Raw genomic sequence first — 18068 nt, 5'->3', positions numbered from 1 at the left:
GCTATGCTTAAACCACTCTTATTAATAACCGCAATTTTCTTTACTGCACACTCGTCAGCAAAACTAGACACTCTACCTGAGGAATTTGCCGATTTCGGCTTAGATAGTGATTTAACAATATCTTATGGTGATTTAGATCAGTTACTTAAAATCACGGTTATTGACTTAGGCCGCTCAGACCGAGGCTTTCGAAAAGGCCAATCAGGCATTGGCACACGTACGAGAGCACACAAAAATAACGATACAGCTTTAGAAGCAAATCGTTTTTATTATGAAGAAGTTGTAAAGGCAGACCTGAAAACTGGTTTTAAAAAAATACGTCTGAGCCTTGAACAAGTTCCTGAACAAATCCCACTTAATGAGCTCGTTTTATCTGAGCAACTTGCTTACTGGCTAAATTTATATACCACAGCATTATTAGAGAAACTCATTGAGCACTACCCTATCTTCAGTACTGAAGATTTATTATTTGGTGATAATTCATTACTTGATGAGGAATTTATTACTGTTATGGGACATAGCCTGTCTTTGAATGACATACAACACAACATTGTCTTTAAAAAGTTTGGCAAAAGTAAACCGATTGTAATGTACGGCTTTCATCAAGGGAATATCGGCAGCCCAAATCTTCGCCCAGAGGCCTATGTAGGAAGCAAAGTGTATTACCAACTAGCAGACAATGGTGAGGAATTTGTTAATTCTAACCGAGGTATGCAAATTAAAGGGAAAGATAGACTTTACCTATCCGTCTACTACCAGCAAACAGAAGCCTTGTTTGACGACTTTGAGCAAGATTTAAAGTCTCATATTGAACACTATACTAATGGCTCTTTAAAAGATGCTGTAGAGTCATCTAAAGGGTTTAAGCTTACAATAGATGATTGGCATATCGTGGATTTATATCGCACGCATAGAGCCTATGGCGCCTCTTCTGCTATTAACAGGGCTCCCCTAGAAGGTATAGGGGGAATGACATATGGATATCGTGCAGCAGACGGAAGCTATATCACCGATCCCTTAACGAAGCGGCTAGCTCAATTTGGTCGATACCCACCACAAGTTTGGAAGAAAATTCGTAAGCTTTATAAACAAAGAGAACGCATTAAAGGCACTGTAGAAATCAAAGACCTTGATGTAAATCAAGAGTAATATTTTACTTTACTGTACGCCCTGTTAACATAAAGCAAAAACAGGGTGTACGAGTGAATAATTCATTGCAAAGAGCTTTGCACGCATTCAATCAACAACAATATGTGCAGGCATTACAACTCCTTTCTTTACATACAAATAAAACCGCTGATTGGTATACATTAAATAGCTTATGTTTATCAGCTGTAAACAAAACCATAGAAGCTGAGCAGTGCTATTTACAAGGCCTTAGCCAATTTAGTAATCATGTTGGCCTTTTAGACAACTACACCAATTTACTTTGTAAACAAAAAAAGTATGCAGAGTGTATTCAGTTTTGTGAATATAACACAGCTTCTTTATCACTCGAAAAGCCACGACTTAATTACATTGAAAGCCTAATTAATCAAGATGAATTATTAAAATCCGAACATTTATTGAGCAAAACATCACCCTCGCAGAACACATTCGTTCGTTACCATTGGCTCACTTTAGAACTTTTCGAGCGCTTTGGTGACTTACAACGTATCGAAGAGTATTTTCAAACAAAATTGCCAGATCAATTAAAGGAGCAATTTCATTTCGTTTATAAACATGCTTGTAATTATCGAAATTTAGGTCAATTTGCCGAGGCCTTAGCGCTTTTGCAAATGCTTTTAAAACAGCAACCAAGTCCCGAGTTGCATTACATAGTTGGTTGTACATACTATGATTTACAGCAATATGAACAAGCACAAGCTCACCTTAAGGCATGCTTAGAACTTGCTCCTAACTATGTACCAGCGCATGAAAGCCTTAACAAGCTCTACTGGGAACACTCGCAGAGCCAATTAATGAGTTCATATGCTCAAACTTTCAAAAATTATGATGCAAACCCTGTTCTGATCCACTCTCAAATTGGCCAACTACTGCAACTAGATAAGCTGGAAGAAGCATTATTAGTAAGCAGTGATGCAACACGAAACCATCCACAAAATTTAGATTTACATCATGCACACAGTATAATTCTAGATAGAACAGGTGACGAAGAAAAAGCATTTTCACTCCTTCAGCAACTCGTTAAAGCAGCCCCACAAAATGCTCGTTACTGTATTGATTTAGCAAACTTTTACATACAACAAGGCGATTACAGCTCAGCGATCTCTCATTTAGAAACCGCAGTAAAATTTAACCCTCACAACCAAGAGCTTTGGGCATATTTAAGTATTGCTTGGCGACTATCAAATAATGATAAATATCACTGGTTAACTGACCTAGACAAATTCGTTAAAGTGATGGAGCTGCCTGCTCCGCCTGGTTTTAAGACCTTTGCTGATTTTAATAAGCAGTTGCAGGAGCTAATGATCAGCCTTCACACAAATAAACTACAACCATTAGATCAAAGTGTGCGCAGTGGCAGCCAAACACAAGGTCACTTGTTACACCGTTCAAACCAACTTATTGATTTATTTAAGTCATCTATGAATGAATGCATTAATCAATACCTGATGCAGCTGCCAGAGGATGCTAACCACCCTCTATTAGCGCGTAATCATAAACGCTTTGTTGCCAGAGGTAGTTGGTCGGTGAAACTAGAAGAAGGCGGTTTTCATGCTAATCATATCCACCCTCAAGGTTGGTTATCAGCGCCGAGCTATATTTCTATTCCTAATGAGATGAGTAAAGATGATGAAACTAAAAATGGCTGGCTTAAGCTAGGAGAAACCAGTCTTAACTTAGGTGAGCGTGAGTCTATAGCTCGTGAAATATGCCCTGAGGAAGGTCAAATTATTATATTTCCAAGCTATATTTGGCATGGTACATACCAACTAAAAAGTACTAGCCCTCGGCTAACTATTCCATGTGATATCATGCCCTTAAAATAATAAAAAAGACCATCTAAATGATGGTCTTTTTTATTACCAATTACTTATTTAACAGCGCTTTGGCATCTTGGTAGGATTTTTCATCGGCCTGTATGTGTTCAAGGTAATTTGCAAATCGTCCTGAGGATGACTTATAAAGTGGCTTTCTAACCTGCCATACACTCGCTGTACTTACAGTGCCAGATTTATTGTGAAATCGCTGGGCTTCATCAGTATATTCAAGCCCTAGAAAGCTAAACAGCTGTTCTAAAATCTGCTCGGGTGAGCAAACGAGCTGATCGTAATTCAGGGTAAAAATATCATTACTGAAACACGACTGCCAATGTGACTTAATACGTTGCTGCTGCTCATAGTGGTGTAGAGTATCACCTAGGGATACAGCATAGTTTAAGCTTGGACCCAAATGCTGGAAAAAAGCTGACAAGCTATTGTCTTTAATATCTCGCTCTGTCCAGATAATCTTAGCTTTTGGATAGAGCTGCTTGATAATATCTAAGTAAAGGTAATTTTCTGGGCGTTTATCTGTAACGTAAATAGCACCTTCGGCTCGAAGAGTTAGTTGCTCGTTATAACCATTTATAAACTCAGGATCTTTAGCCTTATTTGCAAGCGCCTTTTCATCACTAATTAAATTGAATAACGATGAATGTAAATAGGCAATCTCACCACCTGCTGCTATTTGCTCGTTAGAACTGATAATTTGTTCAATCAGTGTTGAGCCAGAACGAAACATACCGCAAATTATAATGGGTGTTATTGAGCTATTCGCTTCTTGCAGAGCAATATTACGCGCTAAGGTGTAGTCGGTTACCGCTTCAATAGACTGGCGATCATAAACTGGTAAATACTTTTTATTGTATTGATTAGCCTTTACATAATAATACCAAGCTTTCTGATAGTTTTTACAATCATTAAATACTTTACCAAGTGCATAATAAAGATCAGCACAGGCAATATCATCTGACTCTCGTTGTAATATAGCTAGGCATGCTTGTTCGTAGTTAGTCGCATCTTGTTCAGAAAATGTCTCGATGTCAGCCAGCCTTGCTTGTGCCATCGCGTTAAATGCATCTATTTTTAAAACCTGTTGAAAGCCTTTTTTCGCTTTCTCTTTATCACCAAGCTGTTCGTAAATATTTGCCAATGAAAAGTGAGCTTGAAGATTATTTTGATCATGACCAATCGCTTGTTGTAAGTAATGTACGGCATCATCAGGTTGATGTAATTGCTCATTATGCATAAAAGCAATTTCTATTAAAGCGGGTGCTTTAAACTGCTCAGATAATGTTAGAGCTTGTTCAAAGAAGCGCATCGCTGAATCGTGGTTATCAAGCTTTCTTTCTATTTTTCCTAGCTGAAAGCAAATATCAGCTTGCTGCGGATTTGCTGTGTATAAAGGTAACAGCGCGTTTTTCGCAATTTTGAACTCACCACAACTTATACTTAATTGTACTAAGGTCAGTACATAATCAAACTTTTTTGGAGCTATCGATACCAGTTTTTGGCAATAGGCAATGGCTGTTTCAGTATCTTGTTGCTGCATAGCAACTTTGAAAAGGATCTGTAACGCTTTTTCAGCAAACTCATTGTTATGTGTTAACGGTTTTAATAACTCAACCCCTTGGCTAACTTTACCTTGCTGAAGTAAAGCAACAGCTTGGGTAAACGCGTGTTGTTCTGATGTCATTGTTTCCCCATAATAAATGCTTCCCCATAAAAAAAGCGAGCCGAAGCTCGCTTTATCATACATTAATTAATTCAAATTAGAATTTTAATGAAACGCTTGCGTGGAAGTAACGACCTAATGTGTCGTAGTAACCAGCAACTGCGTTACCATTTGTAGATAATGTACCGCCAACTAGTGGTGGCTCTCTATCTAATACGTTGTTCACACCAACAAGTACACGAGTGTAGTCATTGATAGTGAATGAACCTTTAAGGTCAAGATAGCTTTGTGAGCTGATACCGTCTTGAACTAGTTCATCAGCACCAGTGTAGTCGTTAACACCACTGAAGAAACGCCATTTAGCAGTTGCTTTCCACCAGCTACCAGTGTCATAGCTTGCAGTTAGAACATGACGCCATTCTGGTTGTGGGAAACAGCCATTGTCTAGTGTATCAACACAGTCATACGGTTTACTTACACCTGGAATATCTTCATATTCTTTAGTCATCATGTAAGTACCGATTAGGCTTGTAGAAAGTGTACCACCGCCAATTTCCATGTCGTAGTTAGCACTTAAGTCGATACCTTCAAAGTGAATGTTACCTAAGTTAGTGTTTGTTGCTACAACTTGACCAGAACCAACCCATAAGCTGCCGCTACCAGGTGTACGTTCAATCTTGTCACAGAATTGTGCATCGCCTGTAAGACCACACTGACGAACGATTAACTCAGGGTCAATTGCACCGATTGCATCTTCAAGGTCGATATCCCAGTAATCGATTGAGAAGTTAAAGTCTTCAAATGGGTTACCAACAACACCTAAAGTGATTGTATCTGCGATTTCAGGGCGAAGCTCTGGGTTACCACCGAAGAAACCGTTGTACTGATCTGCAGGGCTCTTACCAACATTACCGTATTGTGACGCTGTTACACCTGTGTTAGCACAAGCTGCTTGACTAAGCTCTGGAGTTGCAGTCGCACATGGATCTACACCACCCCATAAGCCTTGGCTTTGTTGAGCGAATAGCTCACCGTTGTTTGCAGAACGAACAGCACGGTTGTAGCTTGAACGGATTTTCCAGTTCTCAGTTACGTCCCAGTTCATTGCTACTTTATAAGTAGGCTCTGAACCTGAAGTGCTGTAATCAGACCAACGATAACCTAAGTCAATTAATAGACTTTCAACACCTGTGATACCTTCAACGATAGGAACACTTAACTCACCGAAGAATTCAGTTACATCGTACTCACCGTTAAGGCTCTTAGTAGGACCACCTTGACCAAGTAATAGACCTTGCGCGTAAACTTCATCCGCCGTACGGCCGAATGTTTCTTCACGGTATTCAGCACCAAATACTGCAGCAAGTGGGTAATCTGAAGAAGGAAGACCAAACTCAAATTCACCTGTTACGAAACCACTTACGATGAATTGCTCTGTAACACCGTTAAGGATTGCAGTACCAGTTAGTGTGCCAGCTGCTTCAGCAGAAACACCTTGGTAAGTGAATACTTCGTAAGGAATACAGCCGTCAGTTGCCGCACAATCTTCACCATTTGCAGAAAGCGCAGTACTGATACGTGGACCGAAGAAGTCATTTTCGTATGCAGAAGATGAAGAAGTTGAACCATATTGCATGAACGCTTCATATGACCAAAGGTCACTGACTTCACCTTTACTACCTAATACTAGGCGGAATGAGCTGTGCTCAAGTTGGTTAACACGAGGACCACCTTCAACGTTACGCTTACCGATGTAAGTTGCAAATTGGTCACCAGAAGTTAGACCGAAACGGTCAGTTAGGTTTTGACGCTGTGCATCTGTAAGAAGCGGGCTATCATAATCGATAACATAGTTTTCATTGAAGAACGTACCTGATTCTGCGATTTGAGCAGAAGTACGGTCACGCATGAACATAGCTTCAATGAATGGGTGGAAGTTATCATTAACTTCATAGTTAGCAAATAAACCTAACGTGTGACGCTCATCCGGACGCATGAAGTGGTTTACTGGTGCGTAGTTATATAAGTTACCGCTTGAAGGAATGAAGCTGCTATCTGTACCAAGTGTCCAGTAATCGTAATCATCCCAATCGAAACCACCGTCGTCTGTTACGCCAGCGATGTAGAAGTTAGGAACTACCGCGTTACCAGAACCACCACAAGATGTACCAGTAGAAGATAATGCACATGACGAGTAATCACGTGAACCTTGGCGTAATTCATTTTGTTTGTTGTAAGTGAAGTAACCTACAGCATGACCTTTACCGCTATCGAATGAACCACCTAAAGTAGCAGAGAAATCAAACGATGAACCGTCAAAACCAGTGTTACCACTTTCGTATTCGAAACCTTTATCATCCATTAAACCTTGGATGTACTCGTTGTCATTATCGTGTTGATAAGCTGTTGAACCAAGGTTTACTTCGAAACCTTCGAACTGATCGTCCATCACGAAGTTTACAACACCCGCTACCGCGTCAGCACCGTAAGTTGATGAACCACCACCTGTCATAACGTCAACGCGTTTGATAAGTGCAGCTGGAATTTGGTTGATATCAGCAGATTGGCTGTAGATACCACCTGCTTGCATACGACGACCGTTGATAAGTACTAGGGTACGTTGTGAACCCATACCACGTAAATCAAGAGTAGCAGTACCAGAAGCACCATTTGATTGGAATGCAGTGCTTGAAGCTTCAAGTTGAGGCAAGCTGTTCATCATGTCTTCAACACGAGTGAAACCAGCTACTTCAATTTCTTCAGCTGTTGTAACTTGTACTGGGCTTGCAGTTTCAATATCAGTACGTTTGATACGTGAACCTGTAACTTCAATACGTTCAACTTTTTCTACTGCTTCTTCTTCGGCAGCATAAGAGTTTACAGAAAACGCAGCTGTTGAAGCTGTACCAAAAGCAAGCGCTAAGCGAACTGCTTTTGAAACTTTATTATTTAACATTTGATTCTCCCTGGACCACTATATTGTGGCTATATTTAGCATAAGCTTGTTTATTATTTGTATCGCATCAGGACTGCGACAAACAAATAATAAACAAATAAAACAAAATATCCAGCCCTTTATTTATAATTTTTTAATGAAGCAGCAAAAAGTTTACTTTTTCTTATTTTATGAACAAAAAACACACAAATAAGCGTTTAAACTGAGCTGAACAATCATTCATCGCAACAAAGAGTCAAAAAAATGTTAATTTTTCTAAAAAAGCTGTATCTGACGGTCACTTAGAGATGAAATTTTAGTACCCAAATCAACAACAATCATCTCAGCTATTGGCAACAATTGTTTATTAACATAAATGCCATAATCATATTTATGTTTACCTGTGTAGTACTCAGCGCCGTTAGCGGTGTAAACATATTCAATTATTTGACCACGTTGAAACGTTAGGTGGGGATTGTCAGCTAAATGCTGTTTCGCTGCTTTTACATGAGGAGGGATGTTTTTTTGATAATCAGTGAGATGCTGACCCAGTCGCTTGCGATAGGTTAGCTTAGAATCGAATTCACCTGCATAAAGTTTTTTAACATACCTATCAAAGGCTTGAAAAATAAATTCTTGTCTGTAATTTTCAGAAAATAATATTTCAAATAATTCCGTCTGAAATTCATGAGCAAGTTCTGTCCAATCACTTCTTACGGTTTCCATACCTTTGAAGACTAATTTTGAAGCGCCATTATTTTCGACTTTTCCTACATAACGCTTTTTTGAACCCATTGTTTTGCCTCTAATTGTGGGCATAAAAAATGGGCTATAGTGGGTTTCGTACTCAATTTCTAAAAAACTGTCTATTTTATAATCTTGCTGCAAAACCTGCTGCCAGCGTTTGTTAATTTTATCTGCCAGTTTCGTACCGATTTCATTACAGTTTAGTGAATTTAGATCATCATCAAGCTTAACAAAGGTTGAATCTGTATCACCATAAATGACGTTATAGCCCCACTCTTCTATCCATTGCTTAGTTGTTTGCATTATTTCATGGCCACGTAAAGTAATTGAGCTCGACAATCTCGGGTCATAAAAACGACAACCTTTAGAGCCAAGTACACCGTATAAACTATTCATAATGATTTTAATTGCCTGCGAGAGCATAGGCTGGTTTTTATCTTTGGCTATTTGTCTTGTTGCTGCAAGTTCACGAATAAGCTCAGGCAAATGGTGCTCAGTACGTGAAAACTGTGCTTGGTTAAAACCTTCGATTGCGTCATCTGGCTTTTTTAAACCTTCAATTAGTCCCAGAGGGTCTATACAAAATGTGCGCATTATTGATGGATAAAGGCTTTTGTAGTCAAGCACTAAGATATTCTTATATAGGCCAGGCTGCGATGACATGACATAACCACCTGGGCTGTCAAAACTTAAGCCATGATCGCCTAAATTAGGGGCTACATAGCCACTTCTATGTAGTAGCGGCAGATAAAGGTTAGTGAAGGCGGCAACTGAGCCACCCATTCGTTCTAATTCAAGTCCGGTGAGTTGGCTTCTCACAACAGCAAAATCGAGTAACTTAAGTTTCTCAAAAATTCGCAGCACTAACATGCAATCTTGTCTGTTGTAATTAGCAAGAGACAGTTTGTCTTCATTAAACTGGCGAATAATTTCTTCTAAGCGATTATCTGTGCTAATCAGCTTCTCTTCACCAAGTTCAATACTCGCTACATTAGCAAGGCTAAAACTATCGTAGTGATAGGTGGCGTTTTTTAGGGTATCAATACCATCTACAACTACTCGGCCAGGTATTGTAATACGGGTAAAATTACCTTGCCGCAGCTGCATTTTTTCTTTATTGCGGCCAAGCGGTAATTCGACACCGAGTGCTTCAGCGCGGGCATGTAAAACACTAAAGTCAAATTCAATCACATTCCAACCAATGATCACATCAGGGTCGACAGTTTCAATGTGTAAACAAAGCTGATTGAGTAAATCAATTTCATCCACACACCAATGAAGGTTAAATTCAAGTTCACTGGTATCTTGTGGCTGGCCTACCATCAACACTGTATCTATGTGTGCCCCTACTAGACCTATTGAAAATAGCACTCCTTCACCATTACATTCTATATCGAGCGACAAACTTGAAAAATGTGGCGTAAAATCGTTATTTTTTTTGAACTTAGTATCTGTTAAAACAGGATATGGATGGCTTTTTATTTGTATTCCCTGAGCCCAAACTGACCCTTTAATGAAACGTTCCATTAAAAATCTATCAACAGGGCGAATATCATCCTCATATACTTTTATATGCTGCGCTTTGAGTCGTTTCGCTGCATTGTAATAGTGCTTTAATGATGAAAAGTAACAAGAAACTACTTCTTGTTGCATAAAGCTCTTCAGTGCCACAGGTTTAATTTCACAAAAAATACCATGCTCTGAAAACACTCTATTCGCAGCGTCTATTTGAGATTCATTAATAAAGAACACTGCTTTTTGCGGTGTGCTTATTAGTTTTACAGGCCCTTGCTTAGATAAAATCCACACCACAATCGAAATGCCCTTAGCGCTATCATAGCATTGCGTGGAAAGAATAAAGCCGGAGGCTAACTGCATGTAATTAAACCTTTTTACTATAATTTAGGCATATTAGTTAAACAAAGCTAAGTTGATTAACTAATTAAAGTAACAAGTCGCTTGTAGTTGCCCAGTTAAATCTCTAAAATTCATTACTGTAATTATATACATACTTTAGGTTTTCTGGGCATGCTTTCTGACTCTTTAAAAAAAACAATTCGGCAAATTCATAAGCATGTTGCTGATAACCTCACCGATTACCGCCCTAGAAGCAGTCAAAACTACTTAGTTGCCGAGATAGCAAAAACCCTGGCTGGCGAGTATCACAAGAGCCAACGAATTTGTGTTATTGAAGCAGGCACCGGAACCGGTAAGTCACTGGCGTATTGTTTAGGGGCATTGCCTTTAGCGATGGCCAAGAAAAAGAAATTAGTGATTTCGACGGCAACCGTTGCCCTACAAGAGCAGTTAATTAGTAAGGAGCTGCCTTTTTTTAAAGAGCACTCTGGCCTAGACATCAAGTTTGATTTAGTGAAAGGTCGACAGCGTTATATCTGTGCACAAAAACTCAGTGCCGCTGTAAATGGCGACAGTCAAACGCAAATGGAGTTTATGCCGACCCTGTCATCGCCGCTTTCTGATATGGAAACCAAATGCTTAAAGCAACTTTATGATGCTTATTCAAAAAAGCAATGGCAAGGCGACCGAGATAGCTGGGCTGATACTATTCCTGATAAAGTGTGGAATTTAATTGCCTGTGATAAGCATTCATGCCAACGACAAATGCGCGCTCATCAGCTCTGCCCTTTTCATATGGCACGTCAGCGTCTTATGCAAATGGATGTGCTAGTGATCAACCATTCTTTATTACTGGCTGATCTTGATTTGGGTGGCGGTAAAATTCTACCTGAGCCTGACGATACAATTTATGTAATCGATGAAGCGCACCATTTAGCGCACATCACCCGCGATTTTTCTTCTGCTGCAGCAACCATTAAAGGCACCATAGACTGGCTCGACAAGCTGGTTAAATTTGCTGGTAAAATGGCCAATGTGCTCGTAGGTCAAAAAGCAATTGGGCAAAATTTTAAGCTCAGTGACAGTATCAATGATGCTGGTAAAAACTTAAAAGTGGTGCGTGATATTCTTGATAACGCAGACTTTAACTATAACAGTGATGACACCTATCGTTTTGAGCACGGTGAAATCCCAGCATCTTTACATACCAAAGCAAAAGATATTAGCGATGCCACCCTTGATGCCCTAAGAGCACTCAACAAGATGCACGATACCCTAGTGCAAGACGTAAGTGATGGCGATATAAAACCTTATGTGGCCGATCCAATCTTGGCTGAAAGTGGTCAGTACATTAATCGCTTAGAGTTATTAAACAAGCTGTGGTTTAGCTACGCCACAAAAGGCGAAGGTATTCCACATGCCAGGTGGATAAAACGCTTGGAATATAAGAACCATCACGACCATTTACTCAGTGATTGCCCTATTGAAGTTGGCTATTACCTAAAAGATAAATTATGGAATCAATGTGCGGGTGCCGTTCTTTGTTCAGCCACCTTAACTGCATTGGGTTCATTTGATCACTTTGCCTATGAATGCGGTCTTGCCAAAGAAGAAGGCGTAAAATACATAAAAGTCCCTTCTCCGTTTGATTACCCAAAACAAGCGACGCTACATATCCCTGCCAGCCATATTGAGCCGACCGATAAAGCGTTTAGCGACCACTTGGCTGAGCAGTTACCTAAGTTCCTTGATGATAAAAAAGCAAATTTAGTGTTATTTGCCTCTTATTGGCAGATGGATCATGTTGTTAAAACGCTTCGTAGCAAAGGAATTGAGGTCTTAGTGCAAGGTGAAATGTCTCGTGAAGCACTGCTTAAAAAGCATAAAGCCAATGTAGATTTAGGCCGTGCTAGCTATTTATTTGGTACTCAAAGTTTATCTGAGGGTCTTGATTTACCAGGTAAATACTTAGAAAACCTGGTAATTACAAAAATTCCATTTGCGGTGCCTACCTCACCAATAGAAGAAGCGCAGGCTGAGTTTGTGCAAAGTAAAGGTGGCAACCCGTTTCTTTCGATAACCGTACCTGATGCGGCAAAGAAATTAGTACAAAGCTGTGGTAGACTGCTGCGCAAAGAAAATGATCAGGGTCGCATTACTATCCTTGATCGCCGTTTAGTGACCAAGCGATATGGCAAAGCCATGCTCGATACCTTGCCACCTTTTAAAAGACAAATTGATTATTAATGTTTGAATTAGCTTTAGACCCAGCAACCTGGGCACTATTATGCGCAGTCGCACTGGCAGCGGGCTTTATTGATGCAATTGCAGGCGGTGGCGGGATGTTAACTGTGCCAGCGCTATTAACTGCAGGCTTACCGCCCCATCTCACCTTAGGTACCAATAAACTTGCAGCGAGTTTTGGCTCATTGACGGCCAGCGTGACTTATTTTCGTAAAAAGTTGTTCAACCCACGGTTTTGGGCTGCATCTATTTTAGCGACAGCTATTGGGGCACTCGTAGGCACTTTAGTGGTTGATTACTTAAGTATTGAATTTTTAAATAAATTACTACCGGTGGTGATTATTTTAGTCGCTTGTTACAGCTTATTTGGCAGTTTAAGTACAACTGAGCATAACGAGTTACCAAAGCTTGATAGCAAAACTAAAATTAAACAATGGCTACAAGGATTAGGGCTTGGTTTTTTTGATGGTTTAGCAGGCCCCGGCACTGGCACATTTTGGACAGCCTCAAATAGCCTATTATATAAAATGAGTTTGTTGCTTAACTGTGGCCTTGCCCGCTCAATGAACTTTGTTTCAAACTTTATTTCTTTGATCACATTCGTGGCGCTTGGCCATGTGAACTTTTTACTTGGTATTACAATGGGCTTTTTCTTGATGCTTGGAGCATGGTTAGGAGCACATTCAGCAATAAAGTTTGGTAGTAAAATGATCCGCCCAGTGTTTAACACTGTGGTTATAGTGTTAGCATTAAAGTTAATCTATGAGGCTTATTTATAAATGCAATCGACTGCTTTTGATAAACTACGTTCACAAATTGAAAGGCTCAAACAATTAGCCACACAATTTGATAAGGGTAATTTATTTGCTAAAAATCGCTATATGCAAGCCCAACCAAGTTTGTTTGATAAAGCCGTGTTTAGCACAAAAAGTATGAAGCTAGCGGACTACGTAAGCGAAATCGAAGATGAGCTTAACAGCTTGCCGCCTGCTGAGCATCGCCATGCTTACCAATATGCACTTGAGCGCATTACCCTTCAGGTAGAGGCGGTATTTAATGTGATCAAATCAACCCCGGTATGGGCTAAAGAAAATAAGTACAGTTTTAAGCCAAAAGCTAAACCACAGGTTTATAAACAAGCAGTTAAAAAAATCATGCAGTCATCCCATGAACTTTATGACGAACTAAAGCAAAACCATGAGTTTGAACGCCGCTTAGTATTGATGATCGAAGAGCGAAAACTAAAACTTGAAGCTGCAAATACACAGCAAGCAGCCGAAATTAACAAAGAAATACTCGCATTACACGCAAGACTTGGCCGTTGTCGTAAGGCAATTTCTGCCACTGAAGACAAAATTCAACAGGTCGAGAAACAGCAGCTGAGATAATGTTTTACTACCATCCAAGTTATTCAGCGTTAGCTTTACCTGAGCGTCACCGCTTTCCAATTGATAAATATCGCTTGTTAAAACAGCTTGTCAGCAACTTCATTGATGAACAGTATTTCATTACCCCACAACAAGCCACTAAAGCGCAGCTTACTCTGTGCGATAACCCCGACTATGTCGACGCTTTTTTAACTGGCAGTCTTGATAGCAAAGCCATTAAAAAAATGGGCTTTCCTTGGTCCACTGAATTGGTTGAACGAACACTTTACTCTGTTGGGGCGAGTATTCAAGGCGCTGAGTTTGCTTTGCAACGCGGTGCGGCTTTTAATCTAAGTGGTGGTTATCACCATGCTTTTACGGGCTATGGTAGTGGCTTTTGTATTTTTAATGACTTAGCGATAGCTGCTGCACACTTGATTGATACTGAGCAAGCCGACTCCGCATTAATCTTTGACTGTGACGTTCACCAAGGCGACGGTACAGCTGAAGTTACGCAACTACATCCTCAAATAATTAGCTGCTCAATTCATTGTCAGCAAAACTTCCCCCGCATTAAGCAGCAATCAAACTACGATTTTGCTTTAGAGCATGGCACTTCAGATACTGAATACCTAGAGACAGTCAAACAAGCTTTAGCTCTGACCATTAGACTCCACCAGCCAGATATCATTTTGTATAACGCCGGCGCAGACATCGCAACAGATGACGAATTAGGACACTTTCAAGTGAGTTTAGAAGGCGTGTATCAACGTGATCATTTTGTATTAAGCCAAGCGAAGGAAGCTGATATCCCAGTGTTTGCAGCTATGGGCGGTGGCTATCAACGCAATTTAAGCCGTTTGGTTGATGTACATGGCCAGCTTTTTAGGGCAGCTGTCGATTTATTTTAAAGCTTGGTATACACTAAAAGTGACTGTTTAATTAGGCTTATTTTGTATGAAAATGCATGACGACATTCACAACTACTATGAAAAATTAGTTGTCGAAGACATCACTAAGCGCAACTTAGAATCAACCTATAGTGATGATATTATGGCAGATTTATGCTGCACCGTATTAAACCAACTGCCTGCCCGCTACATCCGCTACGATGTCGATATGGAATTTTATTTACCACAAACAGAGCGCATTAAAATGGAGCAACAAGTGCAAACTGCTATCGATGTTGCCATTAGCCAAGTTGCTAAGAAAAAGGAACTAAAAGCATGAGCAGTGAGTTAGAAAGCGCACCTAACTATATAAAAATTGCTGTTGATCTCATTATGCTCTTAGAGCAAAACGACGTTCCCGCAGAAGATGTATTAGCGGCTTTAGAGATCGTAAAATCTGATTTTGAAAAAAAACTCCCACAATCAACTGATTAATAGTCCGAAAATGGCGAGTATTGGGGCATAAATTTGGTATGCTCAGGTTTTATAATTTAAGAATGTAAAACCATGTCATTGCCAAGTTTATTACGCTTATTCATCCTTGCTGCTATTTGGGGCGCTTCCTTCTTATTTATGCGCATGGCAGCGAATAGCTTAGGCCCTGCAGTATTAATTGAGTTAAGAGTCGGCTTTGCAGCAATAACACTGTTTATTTTTGCGCTGTACTTACGCAAGAAACTTGCGTTCGCGACCCACAAAAAGCATTTTTTCATTATTGGCGCGCTTAATTCCGCCATTCCTTTTTTATTGTTTGCCTATGCAGCACAAACAATTAATGCATCTACCTTATCCATATTAAACTCAACAACGCCAATTTGGGGTGCCATCGTGGGTATTATTTGGAGTAAAACAAAACCCACTAAAAGTATGTTGCTTGGCTTACTGTTGGGTTTAACGGGCGTGGCCATTTTGGTAGGTCAAAATAGCCTGACTATCGACAGCCAAGCTATCACGGCAATTGTTGCGGCACTGTGTGCTTCACTCAGCTACGCCATCGCATCCCATTACACTAAACATGCACCTAAGTTATCTGCTTTTGATAATGCCCATGGCAGTATGTGGACGGCGAGTATCATGGTGCTGCCGCTTATTTTTGTTATTCCTGCCAGAGAAATGCCAAGTAACGAGGTTATGCTTGGTGTGGTGGCACTCGGAGTGCTATGTACTGCAGTGGCATATATCTTGTTCTTTCGCTTGATTGATGACATTGGCCCAACCTCTGCGTTGACTGTTACTTTTTTGATTCCACTTTTTGGCATAGTGTGGGGAAATTTAATTTTAGATGAGCAAATTGGTCCCAATACCTTGGTTGGCGCACTCTGTGTTATCGCAGGTACTATGCTCGTTACAGGCTTTATTCGCATCAAGCCGTTTCTAAAACGAAACACCTTGTAACAGAATGCAAATTGCATTTTTAAATACAATCTATACTCTATTAGGTACTAAAAAAGGAAGGAGAAGTGTATGTCAGGTACTACCATGGTGGTGTTAATCGTGCTGATATCAGTTGGCTCTGGGGTAATTTATGATATGTATAAAAAACACCTTGAGTTTAAATCACGAACTTTAAAAAATTCAAAAGAAGCCAACGAACATGTAGCCGAAGTAACAAAAGAGCTGCAAGAGCTAAGAGAGCGAGTACAAACTCTCGAAGCCATTGTTACTGACTCTAGCTACAGCGTAAAACAAGAGATTAATAAACTTTAATTAAGTTAACTCTAATTAAGATAATAATGCACTGTATTGTTCAAGCACAGGCTGATAATAATCGGCGTCTTGATTTAACATACGTTGGTAATGAGCACATAACTGCTTTAAATACGTTTGGTGCTCTTTACTTGTTAGCTGCCACATTGAGTGCCCTACTCGCGTGATCGGCTGCGAAGATGACGCACTCATGGCAATAACTTCATAAAATCGTTTGTTTTCACACACCAACTGCTCAGAGACGAGCCCCAAGGGCAGTGTTTGTAAATAGCTACGAACTTGATAACTGTGATGCACTGGGCAAACAATAAAGTCGATATGCGTATTTGGCTGTTGGCTTACAATCTTCGCTAAGAACTGCACTAACAACTCACCACCCACTCCAGCAATAATAACAAGATGGCGTTTTTTAGGATCTGGTGAAATCATTGCTACATCTTGGCAATGTACCTGCCAACGGCCGCGTTGCTCTCTTTTAGCAAAACGTTCGAGTTTATCACTTAGTGCCTGCATCAACTCAGGCACAATATCAACAAAATGTATAAGCGGTGCTTTATCTTGCTGTAACAGCTCAATACCTAACAAACCGTGATCACAGCAACAATCCCAGATCTCGTCATAACCTGAATCAACCACATCAACGATGGCTGAAAGCCGTTTACTCAGTGTCATTAGTTTGCTGTTTTATAAACTAACGCTTTTAAGCTGCGATCACTGTCTACCTCAACAAAGCCATCAGTAGCTGCTAATCGCTCAACAAAACTAATTGCTCCTTGTGTATGATCGCTAATGAGATCTTTAAAGGCCTGCTCTGAAAGCTCAGGGCTATTGGCACACAGTAATAATTGGGTGTTTTCATTTAACAGCTCAGGTAAACGACGCAAGATTTTTTGATAATCCTTGGTCAATATAAAGCTACCCTTTTGAAAGCTCGGTGGATCAACAATGATTAATTCATACGGCGCTGATTTTTTTAGTTTACCGAATGATTTTAAAATATCGTGCGGAAAATAACTAACACCTTGAGCAAAACCATTTAACTGATGGTTTTGTTTACCTGTTCGCAGCACACCTTTATTCATGTCCATATTAATAACTTGGTCAGCACCACCTTGCATTGCTGCAACAGAGAAGCCACACGTGTATGAAAATAGGTTGAGCACTTTTGCATTTTTACTATTGGCTTGAACAAACTCTCGGCCACGGCGCATATCAGGGAAAATCCCAGTATTTTGGCGACTCAATAAATCGACTTTAAACTTAATACCATTTTCACTGACATGGTGCTCTTGGGGTAATTCACCAAACATCAGGGCATTACGAGTGTTAATGCCGCTACGTTGTTGGTAAACCAATGCACTTACAAGCTCTGGCGCATTCTGTTGCGCCCATTGCCACAGGGTATCAGTTAATTGGGCAAGCACTTGTTCATCTATTTCTTCATATGAAACTAAAAAAAGTGCTGGCGGATAAAAGTCTAAGTTTATGTGGCTCAGCTCAGCGACTGAGTGACCACGGCCATGGAATACACGACATAATTCATTAGCAGCAAGTGGAGCCTCTGCTAAGGCATTTAAAATGGCAGAAAAATCGTTTGTCATC

15 protein-coding genes are annotated in these 18068 nt (G+C 40.1%); 10 read left to right on the top strand and 5 right to left on the bottom strand.

The features are described from left to right. The first annotated feature begins 3 nt into the window (after positions 1-3). Positions 4-1149 carry a DUF547 domain-containing protein gene (locus J8Z28_RS06805; RefSeq protein ID WP_055021499.1) on the top strand — a complete coding sequence of 382 codons (1146 nt, stop codon included), beginning with the start codon at positions 4-6 and terminating at the stop codon, positions 1147-1149. A gap of 53 nt (positions 1150-1202) precedes the next feature. Beyond that, entirely contained in the window at positions 1203-2993 is a 1791-nt protein-coding gene (locus tag J8Z28_RS06800; protein ID WP_250660129.1) for a 2OG-Fe(II) oxygenase family protein, read from the top strand. A gap of 40 nt (positions 2994-3033) precedes the next feature. Here the strand turns inward: J8Z28_RS06800 and J8Z28_RS06795 are convergent, their stop codons facing one another. From J8Z28_RS06795 to J8Z28_RS06785, 3 genes are all read right to left on the bottom strand, one after another. Further along, positions 3034-4680, bottom strand: coding sequence for a tetratricopeptide repeat-containing sulfotransferase family protein (locus J8Z28_RS06795; RefSeq protein ID WP_250660128.1), 1647 nt, complete (start codon positions 4678-4680; stop codon positions 3034-3036). A 76-nt stretch (positions 4681-4756) separates the two neighbouring features. Next, positions 4757-7615, bottom strand: coding sequence for a TonB-dependent receptor domain-containing protein (locus J8Z28_RS06790; protein ID WP_250660127.1), 2859 nt, complete (start codon positions 7613-7615; stop codon positions 4757-4759). A gap of 255 nt (positions 7616-7870) precedes the next feature. Next, entirely contained in the window at positions 7871-10219 is a 2349-nt protein-coding gene (locus J8Z28_RS06785; protein WP_055021495.1) for a DNA polymerase II, read from the bottom strand. Positions 10220-10369: 150 nt separating this feature from the next. Here J8Z28_RS06785 and dinG point away from each other — a divergent pair, with 150 nt between their 5' ends. The 8 genes from dinG to J8Z28_RS06745 all read left to right on the top strand — a co-directional run bounded on the left by dinG (position 10370) and on the right by J8Z28_RS06745 (position 16466). Next, the gene (gene dinG / locus J8Z28_RS06780; RefSeq protein WP_054563655.1) at positions 10370-12445 is read left to right on the top strand and encodes an ATP-dependent DNA helicase DinG; all 2076 of its coding nucleotides are present in this window, start codon (positions 10370-10372) and stop codon (positions 12443-12445) included. Beyond that, positions 12445-13221: a TSUP family transporter gene (locus J8Z28_RS06775; RefSeq protein WP_055021493.1), complete on the top strand. Its 777-nt coding sequence runs from the start codon at positions 12445-12447 to the stop codon at positions 13219-13221. Before dinG ends, J8Z28_RS06775 begins: the two co-directional genes overlap by 1 nt. After that, the gene (locus J8Z28_RS06770) at positions 13222-13830 is read left to right on the top strand and encodes a primosomal replication protein (RefSeq protein WP_054563653.1); all 609 of its coding nucleotides are present in this window, start codon (positions 13222-13224) and stop codon (positions 13828-13830) included. Next, on the top strand, positions 13827-14720 hold the full coding sequence (locus J8Z28_RS06765; RefSeq protein ID WP_250660378.1) for a histone deacetylase family protein: 894 nt from the start codon (positions 13827-13829) through the stop codon (positions 14718-14720). Before J8Z28_RS06770 ends, J8Z28_RS06765 begins: the two co-directional genes overlap by 4 nt. A gap of 46 nt (positions 14721-14766) precedes the next feature. Beyond that, complete coding sequence (locus J8Z28_RS06760) at positions 14767-15039, top strand: late competence development ComFB family protein (protein WP_055199425.1); 273 nt, start codon at positions 14767-14769, stop codon at positions 15037-15039. Further along, positions 15036-15194 (top strand): YbaM family protein, encoded by a 159-nt coding sequence (locus tag J8Z28_RS06755; RefSeq protein WP_082401733.1) that lies wholly within the window; start codon positions 15036-15038, stop codon positions 15192-15194. The genes J8Z28_RS06760 and J8Z28_RS06755 overlap by 4 nt, the downstream gene beginning before the upstream one ends. Positions 15195-15266: 72 nt before the next feature. Next, entirely contained in the window at positions 15267-16154 is an 888-nt protein-coding gene (locus tag J8Z28_RS06750) for a DMT family transporter (RefSeq protein WP_250660126.1), read from the top strand. A 69-nt stretch (positions 16155-16223) separates the two neighbouring features. Next, a complete protein-coding gene (locus J8Z28_RS06745) occupies positions 16224-16466 on the top strand; it encodes a hypothetical protein (protein WP_054563649.1) in 243 nt (80 codons plus the stop codon). 15 nt (positions 16467-16481) lie between these two features. Here the strand turns inward: J8Z28_RS06745 and J8Z28_RS06740 are convergent, their stop codons facing one another. Next, positions 16482-17138, bottom strand: coding sequence for a tRNA (adenine(22)-N(1))-methyltransferase (locus J8Z28_RS06740; protein WP_054563648.1), 657 nt, complete (start codon positions 17136-17138; stop codon positions 16482-16484). After that, on the bottom strand, positions 17138-18067 hold the full coding sequence (locus J8Z28_RS06735) for a class I SAM-dependent methyltransferase (protein WP_250660377.1): 930 nt from the start codon (positions 18065-18067) through the stop codon (positions 17138-17140). The genes J8Z28_RS06740 and J8Z28_RS06735 overlap by 1 nt, the downstream gene beginning before the upstream one ends. Position 18068: the final 1 nt, after the last annotated feature.

Origin of the sequence: Pseudoalteromonas sp. SCSIO 43088 (assembly GCF_023650795.1) — a bacterium.
Classification (GTDB): Bacteria; Pseudomonadota; Gammaproteobacteria; order Enterobacterales; family Alteromonadaceae; genus Pseudoalteromonas; species Pseudoalteromonas shioyasakiensis.
This window is presented reverse-complemented; position numbering and strand designations above follow the sequence as displayed.